Source organism: Bradyrhizobium sp. DOA1 (assembly GCF_001593325.1).
Taxonomy (GTDB): Bacteria; Pseudomonadota; Alphaproteobacteria; order Rhizobiales; family Xanthobacteraceae; genus Bradyrhizobium.
The window spans coordinates 5,683,972-5,698,810 of the sequence record NZ_JXJM01000001.1 but is presented as its reverse complement, the minus strand read 5'-3'; the positions used below and the strand labels follow the sequence as shown (position 1 = coordinate 5,698,810).

General features: G+C 59.7%; 15 protein-coding genes and 2 pseudogenes. 14 read left to right on the top strand and 3 right to left on the bottom strand.

Going from position 1 to position 14,839, the window contains the following annotated elements:
- Positions 1–160 precede the first annotated feature (160 nt).
- The 11 genes from trbB to SE91_RS26335 all read left to right on the top strand — a co-directional run bounded on the left by trbB (position 161) and on the right by SE91_RS26335 (position 9,690).
- Positions 161–1,129 carry a P-type conjugative transfer ATPase TrbB gene (trbB, locus tag SE91_RS26385; protein WP_061849709.1) on the top strand — a complete coding sequence of 323 codons (969 nt, stop codon included), beginning with the start codon at positions 161–163 and terminating at the stop codon, positions 1,127–1,129.
- Entirely contained in the window at positions 1,126–1,452 is a 327-nt protein-coding gene (locus SE91_RS26380; RefSeq protein WP_061849708.1) for a TrbC/VirB2 family type IV secretion system protein, read from the top strand. The genes trbB and SE91_RS26380 overlap by 4 nt, the downstream gene beginning before the upstream one ends.
- The gene (locus SE91_RS26375; RefSeq protein ID WP_061849707.1) at positions 1,452–1,712 is read left to right on the top strand and encodes a VirB3 family type IV secretion system protein; all 261 of its coding nucleotides are present in this window, start codon (positions 1,452–1,454) and stop codon (positions 1,710–1,712) included. The genes SE91_RS26380 and SE91_RS26375 overlap by 1 nt, the downstream gene beginning before the upstream one ends.
- 7 nt (positions 1,713–1,719) lie before the next feature.
- The gene (trbE, locus tag SE91_RS26370) at positions 1,720–4,158 is read left to right on the top strand and encodes a conjugal transfer protein TrbE (protein WP_061851335.1); all 2,439 of its coding nucleotides are present in this window, start codon (positions 1,720–1,722) and stop codon (positions 4,156–4,158) included.
- Positions 4,158–4,892: a P-type conjugative transfer protein TrbJ gene (trbJ, locus tag SE91_RS26365; RefSeq protein WP_061849706.1), complete on the top strand. Its 735-nt coding sequence runs from the start codon at positions 4,158–4,160 to the stop codon at positions 4,890–4,892. Before trbE ends, trbJ begins: the two co-directional genes overlap by 1 nt.
- Positions 4,892–5,269, top strand: coding sequence for a putative entry exclusion protein TrbK-alt (gene trbK-alt / locus SE91_RS26360; RefSeq protein ID WP_061849705.1), 378 nt, complete (start codon positions 4,892–4,894; stop codon positions 5,267–5,269). The genes trbJ and trbK-alt overlap by 1 nt, the downstream gene beginning before the upstream one ends.
- A 3-nt stretch (positions 5,270–5,272) precedes the next feature.
- A complete protein-coding gene (trbL, locus tag SE91_RS26355) occupies positions 5,273–6,511 on the top strand; it encodes a P-type conjugative transfer protein TrbL (RefSeq protein WP_061849704.1) in 1,239 nt (412 codons plus the stop codon).
- 81 nt (positions 6,512–6,592) lie between these two features.
- Entirely contained in the window at positions 6,593–7,276 is a 684-nt protein-coding gene (trbF, locus tag SE91_RS26350; RefSeq protein ID WP_061849703.1) for a conjugal transfer protein TrbF, read from the top strand.
- On the top strand, positions 7,276–8,250 hold the full coding sequence (gene trbG / locus SE91_RS26345) for a P-type conjugative transfer protein TrbG (protein WP_061849702.1): 975 nt from the start codon (positions 7,276–7,278) through the stop codon (positions 8,248–8,250). Before trbF ends, trbG begins: the two co-directional genes overlap by 1 nt.
- Positions 8,247–9,449, top strand: a complete 1,203-nt coding sequence (locus tag SE91_RS26340; RefSeq protein ID WP_061849701.1) for a TraB/TrbI/VirB10 family type IV secretion system protein — start codon at positions 8,247–8,249, stop codon at positions 9,447–9,449. Before trbG ends, SE91_RS26340 begins: the two co-directional genes overlap by 4 nt.
- A gap of 1 nt (position 9,450) precedes the next feature.
- Entirely contained in the window at positions 9,451–9,690 is a 240-nt protein-coding gene (locus SE91_RS26335; RefSeq protein ID WP_061849700.1) for a DUF2274 domain-containing protein, read from the top strand.
- On the opposite strand, the gene SE91_RS26330 is transcribed toward SE91_RS26335, so the two are convergent.
- The 3 genes from SE91_RS26330 to SE91_RS35625 form a co-directional block, all read right to left on the bottom strand.
- The gene (locus SE91_RS26330; protein ID WP_063921318.1) at positions 9,666–10,622 is read right to left on the bottom strand and encodes a LysR family transcriptional regulator; all 957 of its coding nucleotides are present in this window, start codon (positions 10,620–10,622) and stop codon (positions 9,666–9,668) included. The two genes, SE91_RS26335 and SE91_RS26330, sit on opposite strands and share 25 nt — an antisense overlap.
- Before the next feature lie 338 nt (positions 10,623–10,960).
- On the bottom strand, positions 10,961–11,593 hold the full coding sequence (locus SE91_RS26325; RefSeq protein WP_061851333.1) for an acyl-homoserine-lactone synthase: 633 nt from the start codon (positions 11,591–11,593) through the stop codon (positions 10,961–10,963).
- Positions 11,594–11,671: 78 nt separating this feature from the next.
- A complete protein-coding gene (locus SE91_RS35625; protein ID WP_245318538.1) occupies positions 11,672–12,415 on the bottom strand; it encodes a helix-turn-helix transcriptional regulator in 744 nt (247 codons plus the stop codon).
- A gap of 344 nt (positions 12,416–12,759) precedes the next feature.
- Here SE91_RS35625 and SE91_RS35620 point away from each other — a divergent pair.
- The 3 genes and pseudogenes from SE91_RS35620 to SE91_RS26315 form a co-directional block, all read left to right on the top strand.
- Positions 12,760–13,147 (top strand): annotated as a pseudogene (locus SE91_RS35620) (ATPase, T2SS/T4P/T4SS family); the annotation flags it as partial.
- Positions 13,148–13,239: 92 nt separating this feature from the next.
- Positions 13,240–13,546: pseudogene (locus tag SE91_RS36540) on the top strand (TrbC/VirB2 family type IV secretion system protein).
- Positions 13,547–14,036: 490 nt separating this feature from the next.
- Complete coding sequence (locus SE91_RS26315; protein ID WP_156489795.1) at positions 14,037–14,270, top strand: hypothetical protein; 234 nt, start codon at positions 14,037–14,039, stop codon at positions 14,268–14,270.
- The last annotated feature ends 569 nt before the right edge of the window (positions 14,271–14,839 follow it).

Genomic DNA, 14,839 nt, shown 5'->3' with positions numbered 1-14,839 from the left:
TGAGAGCAACAACACCGCGCGACCGCCTTCTGGTTCGATCTTTCTTTTCCTACGCCAGCCTGCGATCGCTCCGCTCCGCTCGTTGAGCTGGTGAAGGATCTGCTTTTCTAATCATACCCATCTGAGGCCGCTTGGGGTGCCTCAGTTCTTTGGGATATAAATGACAATCCAATTGTTTCAGCCGGAGGTGATCTCGCGCGGAGCACGCATGCTGCGCACTGCGCTTGGCCCCGCGATTACGTGCTTTCTGGAAGATCCCACGGTTGTCGAGGTGATGCTCAACCCAGACGGTCGGTTGTGGATCGATCGGCTGTCGAGTGGCCTGACTGAGACCGGCAAAAGCCTGTCCGCTCCAGATGGAGAACGGATCATACGGCTGGTCGCTCACCACGTCGGCGCCGAAGTTCATGCGGGTGCGCCACGTGTCTCGGCCGAGCTACCGGAGACCGGGGAGCGATTTGAAGGTCTGCTGCCGCCCGTCGTTGCCGCCCCCGCATTCGCGATCCGCAAGCCGGCCGTGGCTGTATTCTCTCTCGAGGACTATGTCGTCGCCGGGACCATGACCATGGAGCAGGCCGGCGCTCTTCGAACTGCCGTCGCCTCTCGCCATAACATCCTGGTCGCGGGCGGGACCTCCACCGGGAAAACCACCCTGATAAACGCGCTTCTTGCGGAGGTCGCCAAGACGGCAGACCGCGTGGTTCTCATTGAAGATACCAGAGAGCTTCAATGTAAAGCGCCGAACCTCGTTGCGCTGCGCACCCGGGACGGCGTGGTCTCTCTATCAGATCTTGTCCGCGCCTCGCTGCGACTACGGCCTGATCGTATTCCGATCGGGGAGGTACGCGGAGCCGAAGCTCTCGACCTCCTGAAGGCCTGGGGGACAGGCCATCCTGGCGGGATCGGAACCATACATGCCGGGACTGCGCTCGGGGCACTGCGCCGGCTTGAGCAGCTCATCCAGGAAGCAGTGGTCACTGTCCCGCGGGCGCTTATTGCCGAAACGATCAACGTGATTGCCGTTCTTGTTGGCCGCGGAGCCGATCGCCGCCTCGCCGAGCTTGCTCGCGTTTCAGGGCTCGGACCGTCCGGCGACTACAGCTTTTTACCATTAGGAGATCAACCATGAGCCTGAGATCGCCTCGCAACAAGCCTCTCATCGCCATCGCGGCATTAACCCTCGCGTTGTCGAGCGCGCTTCCCGCCTGGGCCGCTGGCTCGAACATGCCCTGGGAGCAGCCGCTCAACCAAATCCTGCAATCGGTCGAGGGGCCCGTCGCCAAGATCGTTGCGGTCATCATCATCATCGTGACCGGGCTGTCGCTGGCATTTGGTGATACCTCGGGCGGATTTCGACGGCTCGTGCAGATCGTGTTCGGCCTGTCGATTGCCTTTGCCGCCTCGAGCTTCTTTCTCTCGTTCTTCTCCTTTGGCGGCGGAGTACTGATCTGATGGATGAGGTCCCAGGTTTTGTCGCACCAGTCCATCGCGCCTTGACGGAACCGATCCTGATGGGCGGGGCGCCGCGTTCAGTTGCGATCCTCAACGGCACCTTGGCGGCAGCACTTGGATTGGGCTTGCGGTTGTGGATCGCAGGTCTCCTCATCTGGTTCATCGGCCATATTGCGGCCGTCTGGGCCGCTAAGCGCGATCCAGATTTCGTCGAAGTCGTGCGCCGACACGTCCGCATTCCAGGTCACCTCAACACGTGAAATGTCCATGATGAATCTCGCTGAATACCAGCGCTCAAACACCCGTCTTGCCGACTTTCTGCCCTGGGCGGCGCTCGTCGATGAGGGGGTCGTCCTCAACAAGGATGGCTCGTTTCAACGTACGGCGAGATTCCGGGGACCAGATCTCGAAAGTGCAGTGCCGGCCGAACTCGTCGCGGTTGTCGGCAGGTTGAACAATGCTCTGCGCCGTCTCGGATCCGGCTGGGCGGTGTTTGTGGAGGCGCAGCGCCATGCAGCGGGCGCGTACCCCCCGAACAATTTTCCCGACGTAGCATCCGCTCTGGTCGACGCCGAGCGAAAGGCACAATTTGAAGAGGAGGGCGCTCACTACGAGTCGAGCTACTATCTGACTTTCCTCTATCTGCCGCCAGCTGAGAGCACCGCGGCCACAGAACGCCTGCTCTATGAGGGCGGCCAGCGGACGGTTGGCGAAGATTCGCGGGAGACGCTGAGTGGATTTCTCGATCGCACCGATCGCGTTCTCAAGCTTGTGGAAGGGTTCATGCCGGAATGCGGCTGGCTCGATGACGAGGCCACCCTAACCTACCTGCATTCCACCATCTCGACTAAACGGCACCGGGTCCGAGTGCCCGAGATTCCCATGTATCTCGATGCCTTGCTCGCCGATCAGCCGCTAACCGGCGGGCTCGGGCCGATGCTGGGCGAAGCCCACATCCGCGTTCTGACCGTGGTCGGATTTCCAAGCGCTACGACGCCTGGAATTCTTGACGATCTGAACCGCTTGACGTTCCCATATCGCTGGTCGACCCGGGCCATCATGCTCGATAAGGCCGACGCGACAAGGCTCCTCACAAAAATCCGGCGTCAGTGGTTTGCCAAGCGCAAGTCGATCGCGGCGATCCTGAAAGAGGTGATGACCAACGAGGCGTCGGCTCTTCTTGATACCGATGCGAACAATAAGGCGATCGATGCTGATGCGGCCCTTCAGGAATTGGGCTCGGATCAGATCGGAGAAGCCTTTGTCACCGCTACCGTTACGGTCTGGGATATCAATCCGCGCGCCGCCGACGAAAAGCTGCGTCTGGTCGAAAAGGTAATCCAGGGCCGCGATTTCACCTGCATGATGGAAACCGTCAATGCGGTCGAGGCCTGGCTCGGCAGCCTGCCCGGACACGTCTACGCCAATGTCCGGCAGCCGCCGATTTCGACGCTTAATCTGGCTCATATGGTCCCGCTATCGGCCGTATGGGCTGGGGAGGTGAGGGACCATCACTTCAAGGCGCCGCCGCTGTTCTTTGGGAAGGCTGAGGGATCAACCCCGTTTCGGTTTTCGCTGCATGTCGGGGACGTCGGGCACACTCTTATTATAGGGCCGACCGGCGCCGGTAAGTCCGTTCTCCTGGCGATGATGGCCTTGCAGTTCCGCCGCTATCCTGGGGCACAGATCTTCGCCTTCGACTTTGGCGCCTCGATCAGGGCGGCGGCCGTCGCAATGGGCGGCGACTGGCATGATCTTGGCGGTGCGGTCGCCGGAGAATCGTCCGAATCTGTTGCGCTGCAACCGCTCGCCAAAATCCATGAGGTCTCCGAACGTGGTTGGGCGGCCGACTGGATTGCCTCGATTCTGTCCCGCGAGCGGGTCGAGGTCACGCCCGAGGTCAGAGAGCACATTTGGTCCGCGCTCACGTCCCTCGCTTCGGCGCCCGCTCCTGAGCGCACTCTCACGGGACTATCGGTGCTCGTTCAGTCCAATATGGTGAAGCGGGCGCTACAGCCCTATTGCCTTGGCGGTCCATATGATCGCTTGCTCGATGCTGAAAGCGAACACCTCGGCGGCTCCTCCGTCCAGGTGTTTGAGACCGATGGGCTGATCGGGACCGCTGCTGCCCCTGCCGTCCTTTCCTATCTGTTTCATCGCATTGAGGACCGCTTTGACGGCCGACCGACCCTGCTCATCATTGATGAGGGTTGGCTCGCCCTCGATGACGCCCATTTTGCCGGGCAACTCCGCGAATGGCTGAAGACACTTCGCAAGAAGAACGCCTCCGTTGTCTTTGCGACCCAGTCGCTTGCGGACATTGACGGCTCACCCATTGCGCCCGCGATCATCGAAAGCTGTCCGACCCGAATCCTGCTGCCAAACGACCGCGCCATCGAGCCGCAGATAACGGCAATTTATCGTCGCTTTGGGCTCAATGACCGGCAGATCGAGATTCTTGCTCGCGCAACACCGAAGCGCGACTACTACTGCCAGTCCCGGCGGGGCAATCGCCTGTTCGAACTGGGCCTCGGCGAGGTTGCGCTCGCTTTCACAGCCAGCTCCTCGAAGGCCGATCAAGCCTTGATTGGCCAAGTCCTAGCCGAGCACGGCCGGGAGAATTTCGTGACGGGTTGGCTCAAGGCGCGCGAGCTCGCCTGGGTCTGCGACCTTATTCCGCAACTTGCAACGGCAGGGAGCCTCTGATGCGACGTCTAACTCAGCTCTTAACGGCGGGCTTGTTTGCTGCTGCCATTCTCCAAGTGTCAGGAGAGGCCAGGGCACAGTGGATCGTATTCGATCCGAACAACTACGCGCAAAATGTGCTGACGGCAGCCCGCGAATTGCAACAGATCAACAACCAGATCACATCGCTGCAAAACCAGGCGCTGATGTTGATCAACCAGGCCAAAAATCTGGCAAGTCTGCCATATTCTTCGTTGCAACAGCTAGAGCAGTCGATCCAGCGTACCCAGCAGTTGCTCAGCCAAGCGCAACGCATCGCCTATGATGTGCAGCAGATTGACCACGCGTTCTCATCCACCTACGCACCGGCTTCTTCGAGCCAGCCAGCCCAGGCGCTGATCGCAAATGCGCAAACACGCTGGCAGAACGCTGTGGCCGGCCTACAGGACGCCATGCGCGTGCAGGCGACCGTGGTCGGCAATCTCGACGCCAACCGTGCCCAGATGTCGGCCCTCGTAAGTGCGAGCCAGGGCGCCAGCGGTGCGCTGCAGGCAAGCCAAGCTGGCAATCAGTTGCTTGCGCTTCAAAACCAGCAGCTCGCGGATCTCACCGCGGCAATCGCCGCGCAAGGGCGTGCTCAGACCTTGGAGCAGGCACAACGAGCGGCTGCCCAGGATCAGGGCAGAGAGCAGCTCAGGCGGTTCCTGACGCAGGGACAAGGCTACCAGTCCACAACTGTGCAGATGTTTCACTGATGTCGAAGAACACACTCGACCGAATTCCGATGATATTGGCGGTGACGCTTGCTGTCCTGGTTGTTGTGGCTTGCGCGATCAGGCTGCGCGGCGACCAAGATGATGCTTTGTCCGAAGCGTCTATCGCGCAAGGGTCGGCTGACCCGACTGCCGCAAAGCTTGAGCAATGTCGGTCCGTCCAATACGAGCAGAAAGATGCTCTGGTCGCGTGCCGGAAGCTCTGGGACGAGAAGCGCCGAGACTTCTTGGGCTCTCGCCGCGGATCCCCAGGGGCTGGTATTAGCGAAACTAATCCCGACGCATCTTCGCCTTTGCGCGGCAAAGATGAGAGCCGTCTGCCGTCCCCCTATCCCTCCATTCCCGAAAATGACGAGTGAACGATGAGCGGTACTGGCGTCATCGACCAATTCCTGGAGACCTTTACCCGATATATCGACTCCGGCTTCGGGCTGATCGGAGGCGAAGTCGGATACCTCGCGACCACGTTAGCTGCGATCGACATCGCGCTCGCCGGCCTGTTCTGGTCATGGGGCGCGGGTGAAGAGATCATCGCCCGACTTGTCAAAAAAACCATGTTCGTCGGTGTGTTCGCATACCTCATCGGCAACTGGAATAGCCTGGCACGGATCGTATTCGAGAGCTTCGCCGGACTTGGATTGAAAGCGTCCGGAACCGGCCTTTCCTCAGTGGACTTTTTCAGGCCAGGAAAGATCGCTCAGGTCGGTCTGGATGCCGGTCGACCGATCCTTGAATCGATCTCGGGCCTCATGGGCTATGTCAGTTTCTTCGAAAACTTCGTTCAGATCACGGTCCTGCTGTTCGCCTGGATCGTGGTGCTGCTCGCCTTCTTCATCCTGGCAATCCAGCTGTTCGTCACCCTGATCGAGTTCAAGCTGACAACGCTCGCTGGCTTTGTGCTGATCCCATTTGGGTTGTTTGGAAAAACCGCGTTTGCCGCTGAGCGGGTGCTCGGCAATGTCATCTCCTCCGGGGTTAAAGTCCTGGTGCTCGCGGTCATCGTCGGCATCGGATCGACCCTATTTGCACAGTTCACGGCCGGCTTCGGAGGCAACCAGCCAACGGTGGAGGACGCGATGGCTCTGGTTCTTGCCGCATTGTCGCTGCTGGGGCTCGGAATCTTCGGACCCGGTATCGCCAACGGCATCGTTTCCGGCGGACCGCAGCTTGGTGCTGGAGCAGCAGTAGGCACGGGTCTTGCGGCAGGAGGATTGCTTGCAGCTGGAGCCGGTCTTGCTGCAGGTGGAATTGGACTGGCCAGCGGCGCAATCGGCACTGGCGCACGGGCCACCTCGGCAATCGCGAGCGGAACCTCTAGCGCTTTCCGGGCGGGTGGCCTCTCCGGTGTCACCGATGCGGGCGCCTCTGCCGCGGCAAGTCCTTTGCGCATCCTTGCGGCTCGTTTTGGCGGGGGCGCAGCGGCTCGTGATGTGAGTACGTCAGATGCATCAGGTGCGGCATCTCAGGAGGTGCCTGCCTGGGCGCGCCGCGCAAAGCGCGCACAAGCGATCCACCAGGGCGCGACAGCCGCAACAAATGCGGTTCGTACCGGCGATCACGCAAGTGGTGGCGCATCGGTCGATCTCAAGGAGCAAGAATAACGGTGCCACTGGAGGCGTCTTTCATTCCCTCCGGGCCGGCGGCACTCAAGGCGGCAGGTTAGTTTTTAGGAGATTACCCGCATGTTCAAACGATCGTCTGTCCACTATGGCCGCACGCCCGAGCCGATCACTCCCTATCAGAGGGCAGCCCAGGTCTGGGACAATCGCATTGGCTCGGCACGCCTGCAGGCCAAGAATTGGCGCTTAATGGCGTTTGGCTGTCTGTTCTTGAGCGCGGGATTTGCGGGTGCCCTCATTTGGCAGTCGGCGCAAGGAACGGTTACGCCCTGGATCGTCGAAGTTGATCATCTGGGCGAGGCAAGAACCATAGCTCCCGCAAATGCTGCCTACGAGGCGAGCGATCCGCAGATTGCCTTCCATCTTGCGCGTTTTGTCGAGCATGTGCGCGGGCTTCCGTTGGACGCCATCGTGCTGCGCCAGGATTGGCTGCGTGCATACGACTTCACGACCGACCGTGGCGCCGGCGCGCTGAATGACTACGCCCGCAACAACGATCCCTTCGCCAAGGTCGGGAAAACCCAAGTTGCCGTCGAGGTCTCGAGCGTTATACGAGCCTCGATGGACAGCTTCCGCTTAACCTGGATCGAGCGGCATTACGAGAACGGACAGTTAGCGGCGACCGAGCGGTGGAGTGCGATCCTCTCGATCGTCGTTGAACCGCCCCGCGATATCGAGCGGCTGCGCAAGAACCCGCTCGGCATTTATGTCAACGCGATCAACTGGTCGAAGGAGTTCGGATCGTGATGCCTCAGATACTCGCGCCGAGCTCCCGGAAACTCCGACAAAGCGCCGTGTCCGCACTCCTGATGAGCCTATGTATGCTTGGTGGCTGCACCATCTTAAAGCCGCCTAAGATCAGCTATGATGACGACATCGCGCCCCCTCCCGATCTGCCGGCATTGGCCGATGACCGTCCAAAACCGCTCCACGTTCCACCCGTCTGGACGCCGGGACGCGGCGGCAAGAAGCTTGAGGCAAAGGAGCCGATCGAGCGGATTGAGAGCGCAAATGACGCTGCGCGCGTCGAACCTCGTAAGGACGGGTATTTCAACGCGGTGCAGGTGTTTTCCTATAGCCCCGGGGCGCTTTACCAGATCTACGCAGCGCCGGGACAGATCACTGATATCGCTCTTGAGCCGGGGGAGCAGCTGATCGGCTCAGGTCCTGTCGCTGCCGGCGACACCGTGCGCTGGGTGGTGGGCGATACCGAGAGCGGCAGCAGTGATGAGCGTCGCGTTCACATCATGGTCAAGCCAACGCGCCCTGCGATTGCGACCAATCTCGTCGTCAACACCGACCGCAGGACCTATCTGATTGAGCTTCGCTCCCGAGAAAAGCCCTACATGCCCTCGGTTGCCTGGTTCTATCCGAAAGCCCGAACCGCTCCGGGTCAAGCGATGGCTGCGACGCCGTACATTCCGGATCCGGCCGAGCGCCGCCATCGTTATACGATTTCAGGAGACAGCCCGCCGTGGCGGCCGGTCAATGCGTATGACGACGGACGCAAGGTCTACGTCGAATTCTCGGCAGGCATTACTCAGGGCGAGATGCCGCCGTTGTTTGTCATTGGACCGGACGGCAAGACCGAGATCGTCAATTACCGCGTCTACGGCAATATCCTCATCGTCGATCGGCTGTTTGCGGCCGCCGAATTGCGGCTCGGCGGCGAAGGCCAGCAGAAAGTGCGTATCGCAAGAAGCGATGGGAGGTCGATGTGAGCAACACAAGCGGAGATGCCGGGGGGCACGAGGCGGCACGCGCAGATGCACCCGCGGACATTGCCGGGTCCCTGCGGCTGCGACCCGAACCGCCGCGCGTGTTGCGCCTCTCCCGAAAGGCGCTATTTGCTGGCACTGGTCTAGCTCTGGCCGTGGTCTCCGTTGCGACCCTATGGGCGCTGCAGAGACCTGAAAAGCTTAAGCCCACGCCTGAGGAGCTCTATTCGACGGACCACCACACAATTGCGGATCAACTTTCGACCTTGCCCAAGGACTATGCCGGAATACCTCACGATGTGCCAAAGCTCGGACCGCCCTTGCCCGGCGATTTGGGGCGACCGATCCTCGCAGCCCAAGCCCAAACGCAATCCGGCTCGCTCGCAGTCGACGCTGAACAGCAGCGCGTCAATCAGGAAACGGAGGCGGCGCGCACCAGCAAGGTGTTTGCCACGACTAACGCGCGCGCATTGGCGGCTACAACACCATTTAGCGAGACGCCTGCGAGCCCGACGGCGTCTTCCGATGAACCATTTGCGCAGAATGGGCAGGATCGCAAGCTTGCCTTCGTCAATGCGGCCATAGATCGGCGTACCACAAGCCCCGATCGCCTGGTCAAGCCAGCATCGCCCTTCGTGGTCCAAGCAGGAACGGTCATTCCGGCTGCTCTCATCACCGGTATCCGGTCTGATCTACCCGGCCAGATCACAGCGCAAGTGACCGAAAGCGTCTTTGATACTCCGACCGGCAGGGCTCGGCTGATCCCCCAAGGCGCGCGACTGATCGGGATCTACGATAGCCAGGTCGCGTTCGGGCAGTCGCGCGTGCTGCTCGTCTGGACGCGTCTGATCATGCCCAATGGACGTTCCATCGTGCTCGAACGCCAGCCAGGCGCGGATGCAGCTGGCTACGCCGGCCTCGAGGACGAGGTGGACAATCATTGGAAGGAACTCTTGGGGGCCGCGGCATTATCGACGTTGCTCGCGGTCGGGACCGAGGTCAACTCCGGGGCAGACGCCAATAGCTCCAACAGTGACATCATTGCGGCGCTGCGCCGTGGAGCAGGGGACTCCGTCAATCAGGCCGGACAACAGATTGTTCGGCGCAACCTCAACATTCAGCCGACCTTGACCATTCGGCCGGGATTCCCGGTGAGGGTCATTGTCAACCGCGATCTCGTGCTCGAGCCATACAGAGGATGAAATGACCAAACTGAAGATTGGAGCGATTGCAGATGACAAGCCCGTCCGCATCGCCATCGACTTGCCGGCCGCCGTGCATCGCGATCTGATGTCCTACGCGGAAATTCTCTCCCGTGAAACCGGCCAGAAGATCAGCGATCCGAACAAACTGATCGCGTCGATGGTGGCACGCTTTATGGCAACGGACCGGGCGTTTGCGAAGGCTCGAAAGCGGCTTCACGCCAGAGATGACGAAGGGTAGCGTTCTGTCAGCAACTTGAGGAAATTGGCCAGAGCTGGACTTTCGTTGTCATGGCGCCAGACCGCGAAAAAGCCGACGCGGCTTGGTCCCTTGCTGTCGCGCAATTCCCGGTAGACCAAGCCAGAAGAATTGGAGCCCACGTCGGATTCCAGCACGAGGGTGATGCCTAGCCCCATGCTAACGAGATTCCGCATTTCTGCGCGGCTGACATCGCGATGCTCGATCCGCGGGCCCGCCGTCGAGGTGATGAGACCTGTATACAGGAACGCTTGGAGCTCGCGCCTCGAATCATATTGGCTGATCAAAACGACTTGGCTGCTCAGATCGGTCCATAAGACGCCATCCTGCAGAGCCAGGGGATGATCGTGAGGAAGAGCAACAAAGACCCGCTCGCTCCAGAGACGACTGATTGCGCTGTTGATATGGAATGAGTCTCCTGCTGCAACATAGAGGTCAACCATGCCGTTGCGGAGCGCGATTGCTAATTGGCTTCTCGATCGTTCGACGATTTCAAGCTTCACCAGCGGAAATCGCGCACTGTATTCGAGCAGTGTCGCACGTAGATGACCGGCGGTAAGTGAGGTGGAGAATCCGATAGCTAAGCGCCCGCATTCGTCTCTGTCGGCAAGCTTCACCCTCGCGACGAGCCTGTCCATCTGTTCAAGAATTGAGCGCGCCGTTCGAAGGAAATCAAGTCCAGCTGGCGTGGCTGTGACGCCGGCACGCGATCGCTCGAAGATGATTATTCCGATTGAATGTTCCAGTAGCTGAATAGAGCGACTGAGCGTCGATTGTGTGATGGTAAGAGCATCGGCAGCTCGGCGAAAGCTTCCAAATTCCGCCGCAGCAATTGCTAGCTGAAGTTGACCGAGGTCTAACTTAAGCCGCCGAATTCCAGCTCTCAGATCGACGAAGCTCTTGTGTCGCACCATTGCAGCCCCAGAAATCAGAAATCGAACAAATAAGTTGCTCAGGGATAAAGCCGTCACCGGCCGGTTAGCCGTGGCAAGGACGAATGGCTTTCCGTTCTTTTTTTGTTTGGGGGAGCGGGTGGGCGGGAGGCTGGATGAAGATCATCGTGTCTCTGCTTGGCTGGCTACCGATCATGTAGACTTGTACTTCTCCCCCATCCCGGCATGCCCATGCGTGGTCACGATGTCTGGGAACGCACATCTGACGCGCGCGGGAGCGATGGATCCGCTCTCGATGAAGCCGGGAAGTGGGAGATGCGCCGACTCGGCGCGTTCAACCGCGCCGGGAGGTGGGGTAATTAGGCTGCGTCCAACAAGACTGGTGTCCAGAGAACCAGCCCATCCAGACCGCCCGCAGCACGTACCCTCTGAAGAGCTCCCGCCGAGATTTCCAGATGTCCTGCCACCGCGAGAGTGTTTCCGATGTTGCAGGGTGCGGCGATACGGCAGAGCGGCCAGCCTGCGCGTTTCAGGATTCTCTCCATCCGGACGTCGGTAACCGTGATGATGTTGTTAAGTCGTCTCGACAGCCCGAATTCGATCATCCCTGCGAAAAGCTCGTAGGTCGACTTGGCGAGCCCATGTTCGCCCTTCGGAGCATGGGAAGAGGCATCCACTGCGAACCGACTGCTCTCCCACACCAACGGGTCTGCCGGAGCAGGAAGCCCCCCAAGTACCATCGGAAACGTATCGCGCACCATCGTCGGCCCCATGGTCGGCAAAAGGCGAACCGAACCTTCCACATGGCCTTCAAGCGACGTATGGACCAAGTAGGCCGGATGCAGCGCATCGAAATCATCCATTTCCATGTCGCCGCTGGTCTGAACGCTCCATTCCAACCGTTGCTTAAAAACGCGATAGCGCAACTTATACATGGATGCTAGGGTGCAGGAAAACGCGCTGTAAGATGACTCCGTAATAAGCTGGATCATGGTCCCCTCCCAAGGAGACGAGATTCTGGAAGAGCTGCGCGTCAACATCATCCCCCATAACTATGCGGGATCGGCGTCTTAATCTTGCCCCTCTCGTTTGGCAGCGGCCACTCGCATGACGGCCTGAACGACTTTAGGAACTCCGAGCTTGTCCCTTGCGCTCCTTAAGTAGTAGGCCACGGTATTGTGGGATATGCCGAGGATCCGCCCAGTTTCCCAAACGCTTTTACCCTTTGCCGCCCAATCCAGACATTCGACTTCTCGGGGAGATAGCCGGATTCCGTCGATCGTCAGTTCATGCAAGAGCTTGCGGCGCACATGCCAATGGAAGCATCTCGCCATCAGTTGAAGGACAAGGGCATTCTGATCGATGCACTTTTCGAATTGTGGACGCCGCTGGTCGGCGGCAAAGGTCAGGGCGGCAACCGCCCCGTCTTCATCGTGAATTGGGACTGTGAAACCTAGCCGAATTCCGAATTCGCTGGCTTCATCGAAAAATTTTCTTTGCGCCGGGGAGATTGGTCTCGAAGGTACGTCTAAACCCCATTGAAATGGGTCAGTGCTCTCTAACGAACGGTTGATAATCGGATCCAGGCGTTCGTAGTGACTGCGCACATAATGTGCGACCCAGTTGTTCGGATACGTCGATATGACCAAGGCCTTTTTGCCGGCCCGTCGCGGTACTGCAAGATATGCAAAACAAGACAGGTCAAGCTCGCTCGCGGTGACCGCCATCGCCTCTGCGAAGGCATCCGCGTGTTCGGCGCTGAAAAGAAGATCAATGTATCTTTGATTTATGCGATGCATGGTAATGGGCGACAAGGGCTTTGCGGGACCAAAAGGGGGATCGGAACGTTCCTAACCAGATGGGTGGTTGAGCGGTTTCACCCGCCGAGCGAGAGCTCGTTCGTGCGAAGGTCGATAGGCTAGGGCAACTATCGAAATTTAGGCGTCGGGCTCCTGCCGTCAAATGCGTAGAGCTCGTGTATTGCACCATAGCTGCCCCGTCGAGATCAGAAAAGGTCATACCGATCGGTTGGGCAAACAATGTCGTCCGTTTTTGGTTGTGCGATACTCCGGGACAGCCTGGGCTCATTCTTTCGGAGGCTTCGCTGGTCACCATGATCACATCGCCCTCCGCCTCAAGCCGGAGACCCTACAGCGCGAGCAACACCCTTCTCGCAGAGGTCGTCAAGACCGCCGATGGCGCCGCCTCATCGAAGGTGCGCGCGAGCTTCAGGGCATGGCGCGGAACATCGTCGCGCTGCGGACGAAGGATCGTGTGGTCTCGCTCTCCGATTTAGTCCGCTCGTTGCTTCGTCCGCACCCGGATCGAATTCCAACTCGCGAGGTTCGCGGAGCCGAGGCACCCGATGTGATCAAAGCCTGTGGCCCCGGACATCCCGGTGGTATCGGCACGATGCATGCCGGTACGGTGCTTGGCCTCGTGCGCCGGCTCGATCAGCTCGCCAGGAGGCTGTCGTCACTGTCGCCCGCACACTGATCGCCGAAACCAGCGACATGATTGCTGTGCTTAGCGGGCGCGGCGCCGAAGCCGCTTAGCTGGAATAGCTGCGTCACCGGATCTGGGTCATAAGGCGCGCAGCGTATCTGAGTTTGGAGATCAGTCGTGAGCACGCGCATTCATCTTTCGGCCACGGCTATCATTTCTACCCGGCAATTGCGATCTTGGCAGCAGTGTCGCGGCTTTTGCCGCGGGCACGAACACGCCATGGGAGCACCCGCTCGACCGGCTTCTGCAATTCGTCGAAAGCGCCTCGCCAAGATGATCGCGGTGAACATAATCGTGGTGACCGGGCTCTCGGTCGCGCTCGGCGACACCTCGGTCGGCTTTCACCCGAAATCGTTCAGATCGTGTTTGGTCTGTCCATTCCGTTGCCGCATTGAGTTTTCTCTCCTTATCTCCCCTTTGGCGGGGGCGTGGTGATCTGATGGAAGAGCTGTCCGAGAGTATATCTCCTCCATGAACGGGAGCGCGACGCGACGAGTGGGCTGGCGAGAATGGCCGCCCTGACGAGCCGGGTTGAGCGCGATAGCATCTCCGCGACCCCTGCAGTTTCGTTGAAGCGCTTGAACGGCTGGTCAGTCTCGCCGCGCGGACATTGCAAGCGAAAGGGGCCATTGCCGGCTGGCCGAGAACTCCGGCCAGGCCCAATTCCTTCACAGGGGCTTATTACCCAACATTACCTAGAAGGCCCTACGTGCCTCCTAGGCCAACCAGCGCCGCGTATCGTGAATAAAGCGTCGATAGGCGGGCCATCCAAGAAGCGCACCATCGGCCGCAACGCCAAGTGCCGGGATGAAAACTTCAGGAGCGCCCTTGTGTCAGGAAGCCTTCGCATGCCCATCACAGCTCACGCCCTCGAGCAGTTCGGCGACCCGGACCAAGCGCTCGCACGTCCGCGGGATGTGACGTAGCGACATGGACACGCTGCGATGCCGAGGAATCGGCAATTCATTTAGCAGCATCGATTCATTGCAGGCTGTGCCGCTTCTCTATTGGGCCGCGGCGAAGACAGGCGATTCCTCATACGCTGGTATAGCCGCACATCATACCACGCGCGTGCTCGGCATCCATATGCGCCCCGATGGTTCCATCGTTCAGTCAAGTGAACTCAGTCTGGCGACCGGCAAGGTCCGCCATTTCACGCATTAAAGGGTTTAGCGACAGTAGCGTATGGGGCAGAGCGCAGGCGTGGGCTCTCGTATATACGGCGATCGCACTTGCGCATCACCCCATGAGAAACGTTGGATCGAGCAGTTGATTGCGGGAGCGGACTGGTGGCTTGCGCACGTGCCAGCCAGCATGGTTGCATTCTGGGACTTCGATGATCCCGCCATCCCAAAGTCAGAGACGGACACCGCGGCGACCGCAATCGCGTGCTCTGCACTGCTCAAGCTCGGGCAGCTCGCGCGACCCCGGCGAACCCATCCTACAGGGATCGGCCCGGAGGTGAGGAAAGCACTTTCGATTTAGCGAGGCGGACAGCGAACTGTTCGCTCGAGCAACAGCATCAGATCCTGGTGATCGGCTCGAAAAATCGGAGACGTATTCTGCGGTAGAGCTGGTCTATGGTCATCTGGGCCATGAGGGATTCCTTTGGAGGCGCAGAACGATTCAATTGCGTGAACTACGCCGATTTCGCCGCCTGCATGGAAACGCGTGGCTCTGCATCGCTTCGTGCGATGCCAGCCTCTCCGGCTGCAATGGTTCGCGCGACGTCC

Coding starts and splice junctions, on each gene's coding strand:
- trbL (WP_061849704.1), top strand. CDS start 5,273: ATGAGCGGTACTGGCGTCATCGACCAATTCCTGGAGACCTTTACCCGA.
- trbJ (WP_061849706.1), top strand. CDS start 4,158: ATGCGACGTCTAACTCAGCTCTTAACGGCGGGCTTGTTTGCTGCTGCC.
- SE91_RS26325 (WP_061851333.1), bottom strand. CDS start 11,593: ATGATCCAGCTTATTACGGAGTCATCTTACAGCGCGTTTTCCTGCACC.
- SE91_RS26380 (WP_061849708.1), top strand. CDS start 1,126: ATGAGCCTGAGATCGCCTCGCAACAAGCCTCTCATCGCCATCGCGGCA.
- SE91_RS26315 (WP_156489795.1), top strand. CDS start 14,037: ATGGACACGCTGCGATGCCGAGGAATCGGCAATTCATTTAGCAGCATC.
- SE91_RS26335 (WP_061849700.1), top strand. CDS start 9,451: ATGACCAAACTGAAGATTGGAGCGATTGCAGATGACAAGCCCGTCCGC.
- trbG (WP_061849702.1), top strand. CDS start 7,276: ATGCCTCAGATACTCGCGCCGAGCTCCCGGAAACTCCGACAAAGCGCC.
- SE91_RS26330 (WP_063921318.1), bottom strand. CDS start 10,622: ATGGTGCGACACAAGAGCTTCGTCGATCTGAGAGCTGGAATTCGGCGG.
- SE91_RS26375 (WP_061849707.1), top strand. CDS start 1,452: ATGGATGAGGTCCCAGGTTTTGTCGCACCAGTCCATCGCGCCTTGACG.
- trbK-alt (WP_061849705.1), top strand. CDS start 4,892: ATGTCGAAGAACACACTCGACCGAATTCCGATGATATTGGCGGTGACG.
- trbF (WP_061849703.1), top strand. CDS start 6,593: ATGTTCAAACGATCGTCTGTCCACTATGGCCGCACGCCCGAGCCGATC.
- trbB (WP_061849709.1), top strand. CDS start 161: ATGACAATCCAATTGTTTCAGCCGGAGGTGATCTCGCGCGGAGCACGC.
- trbE (WP_061851335.1), top strand. CDS start 1,720: ATGATGAATCTCGCTGAATACCAGCGCTCAAACACCCGTCTTGCCGAC.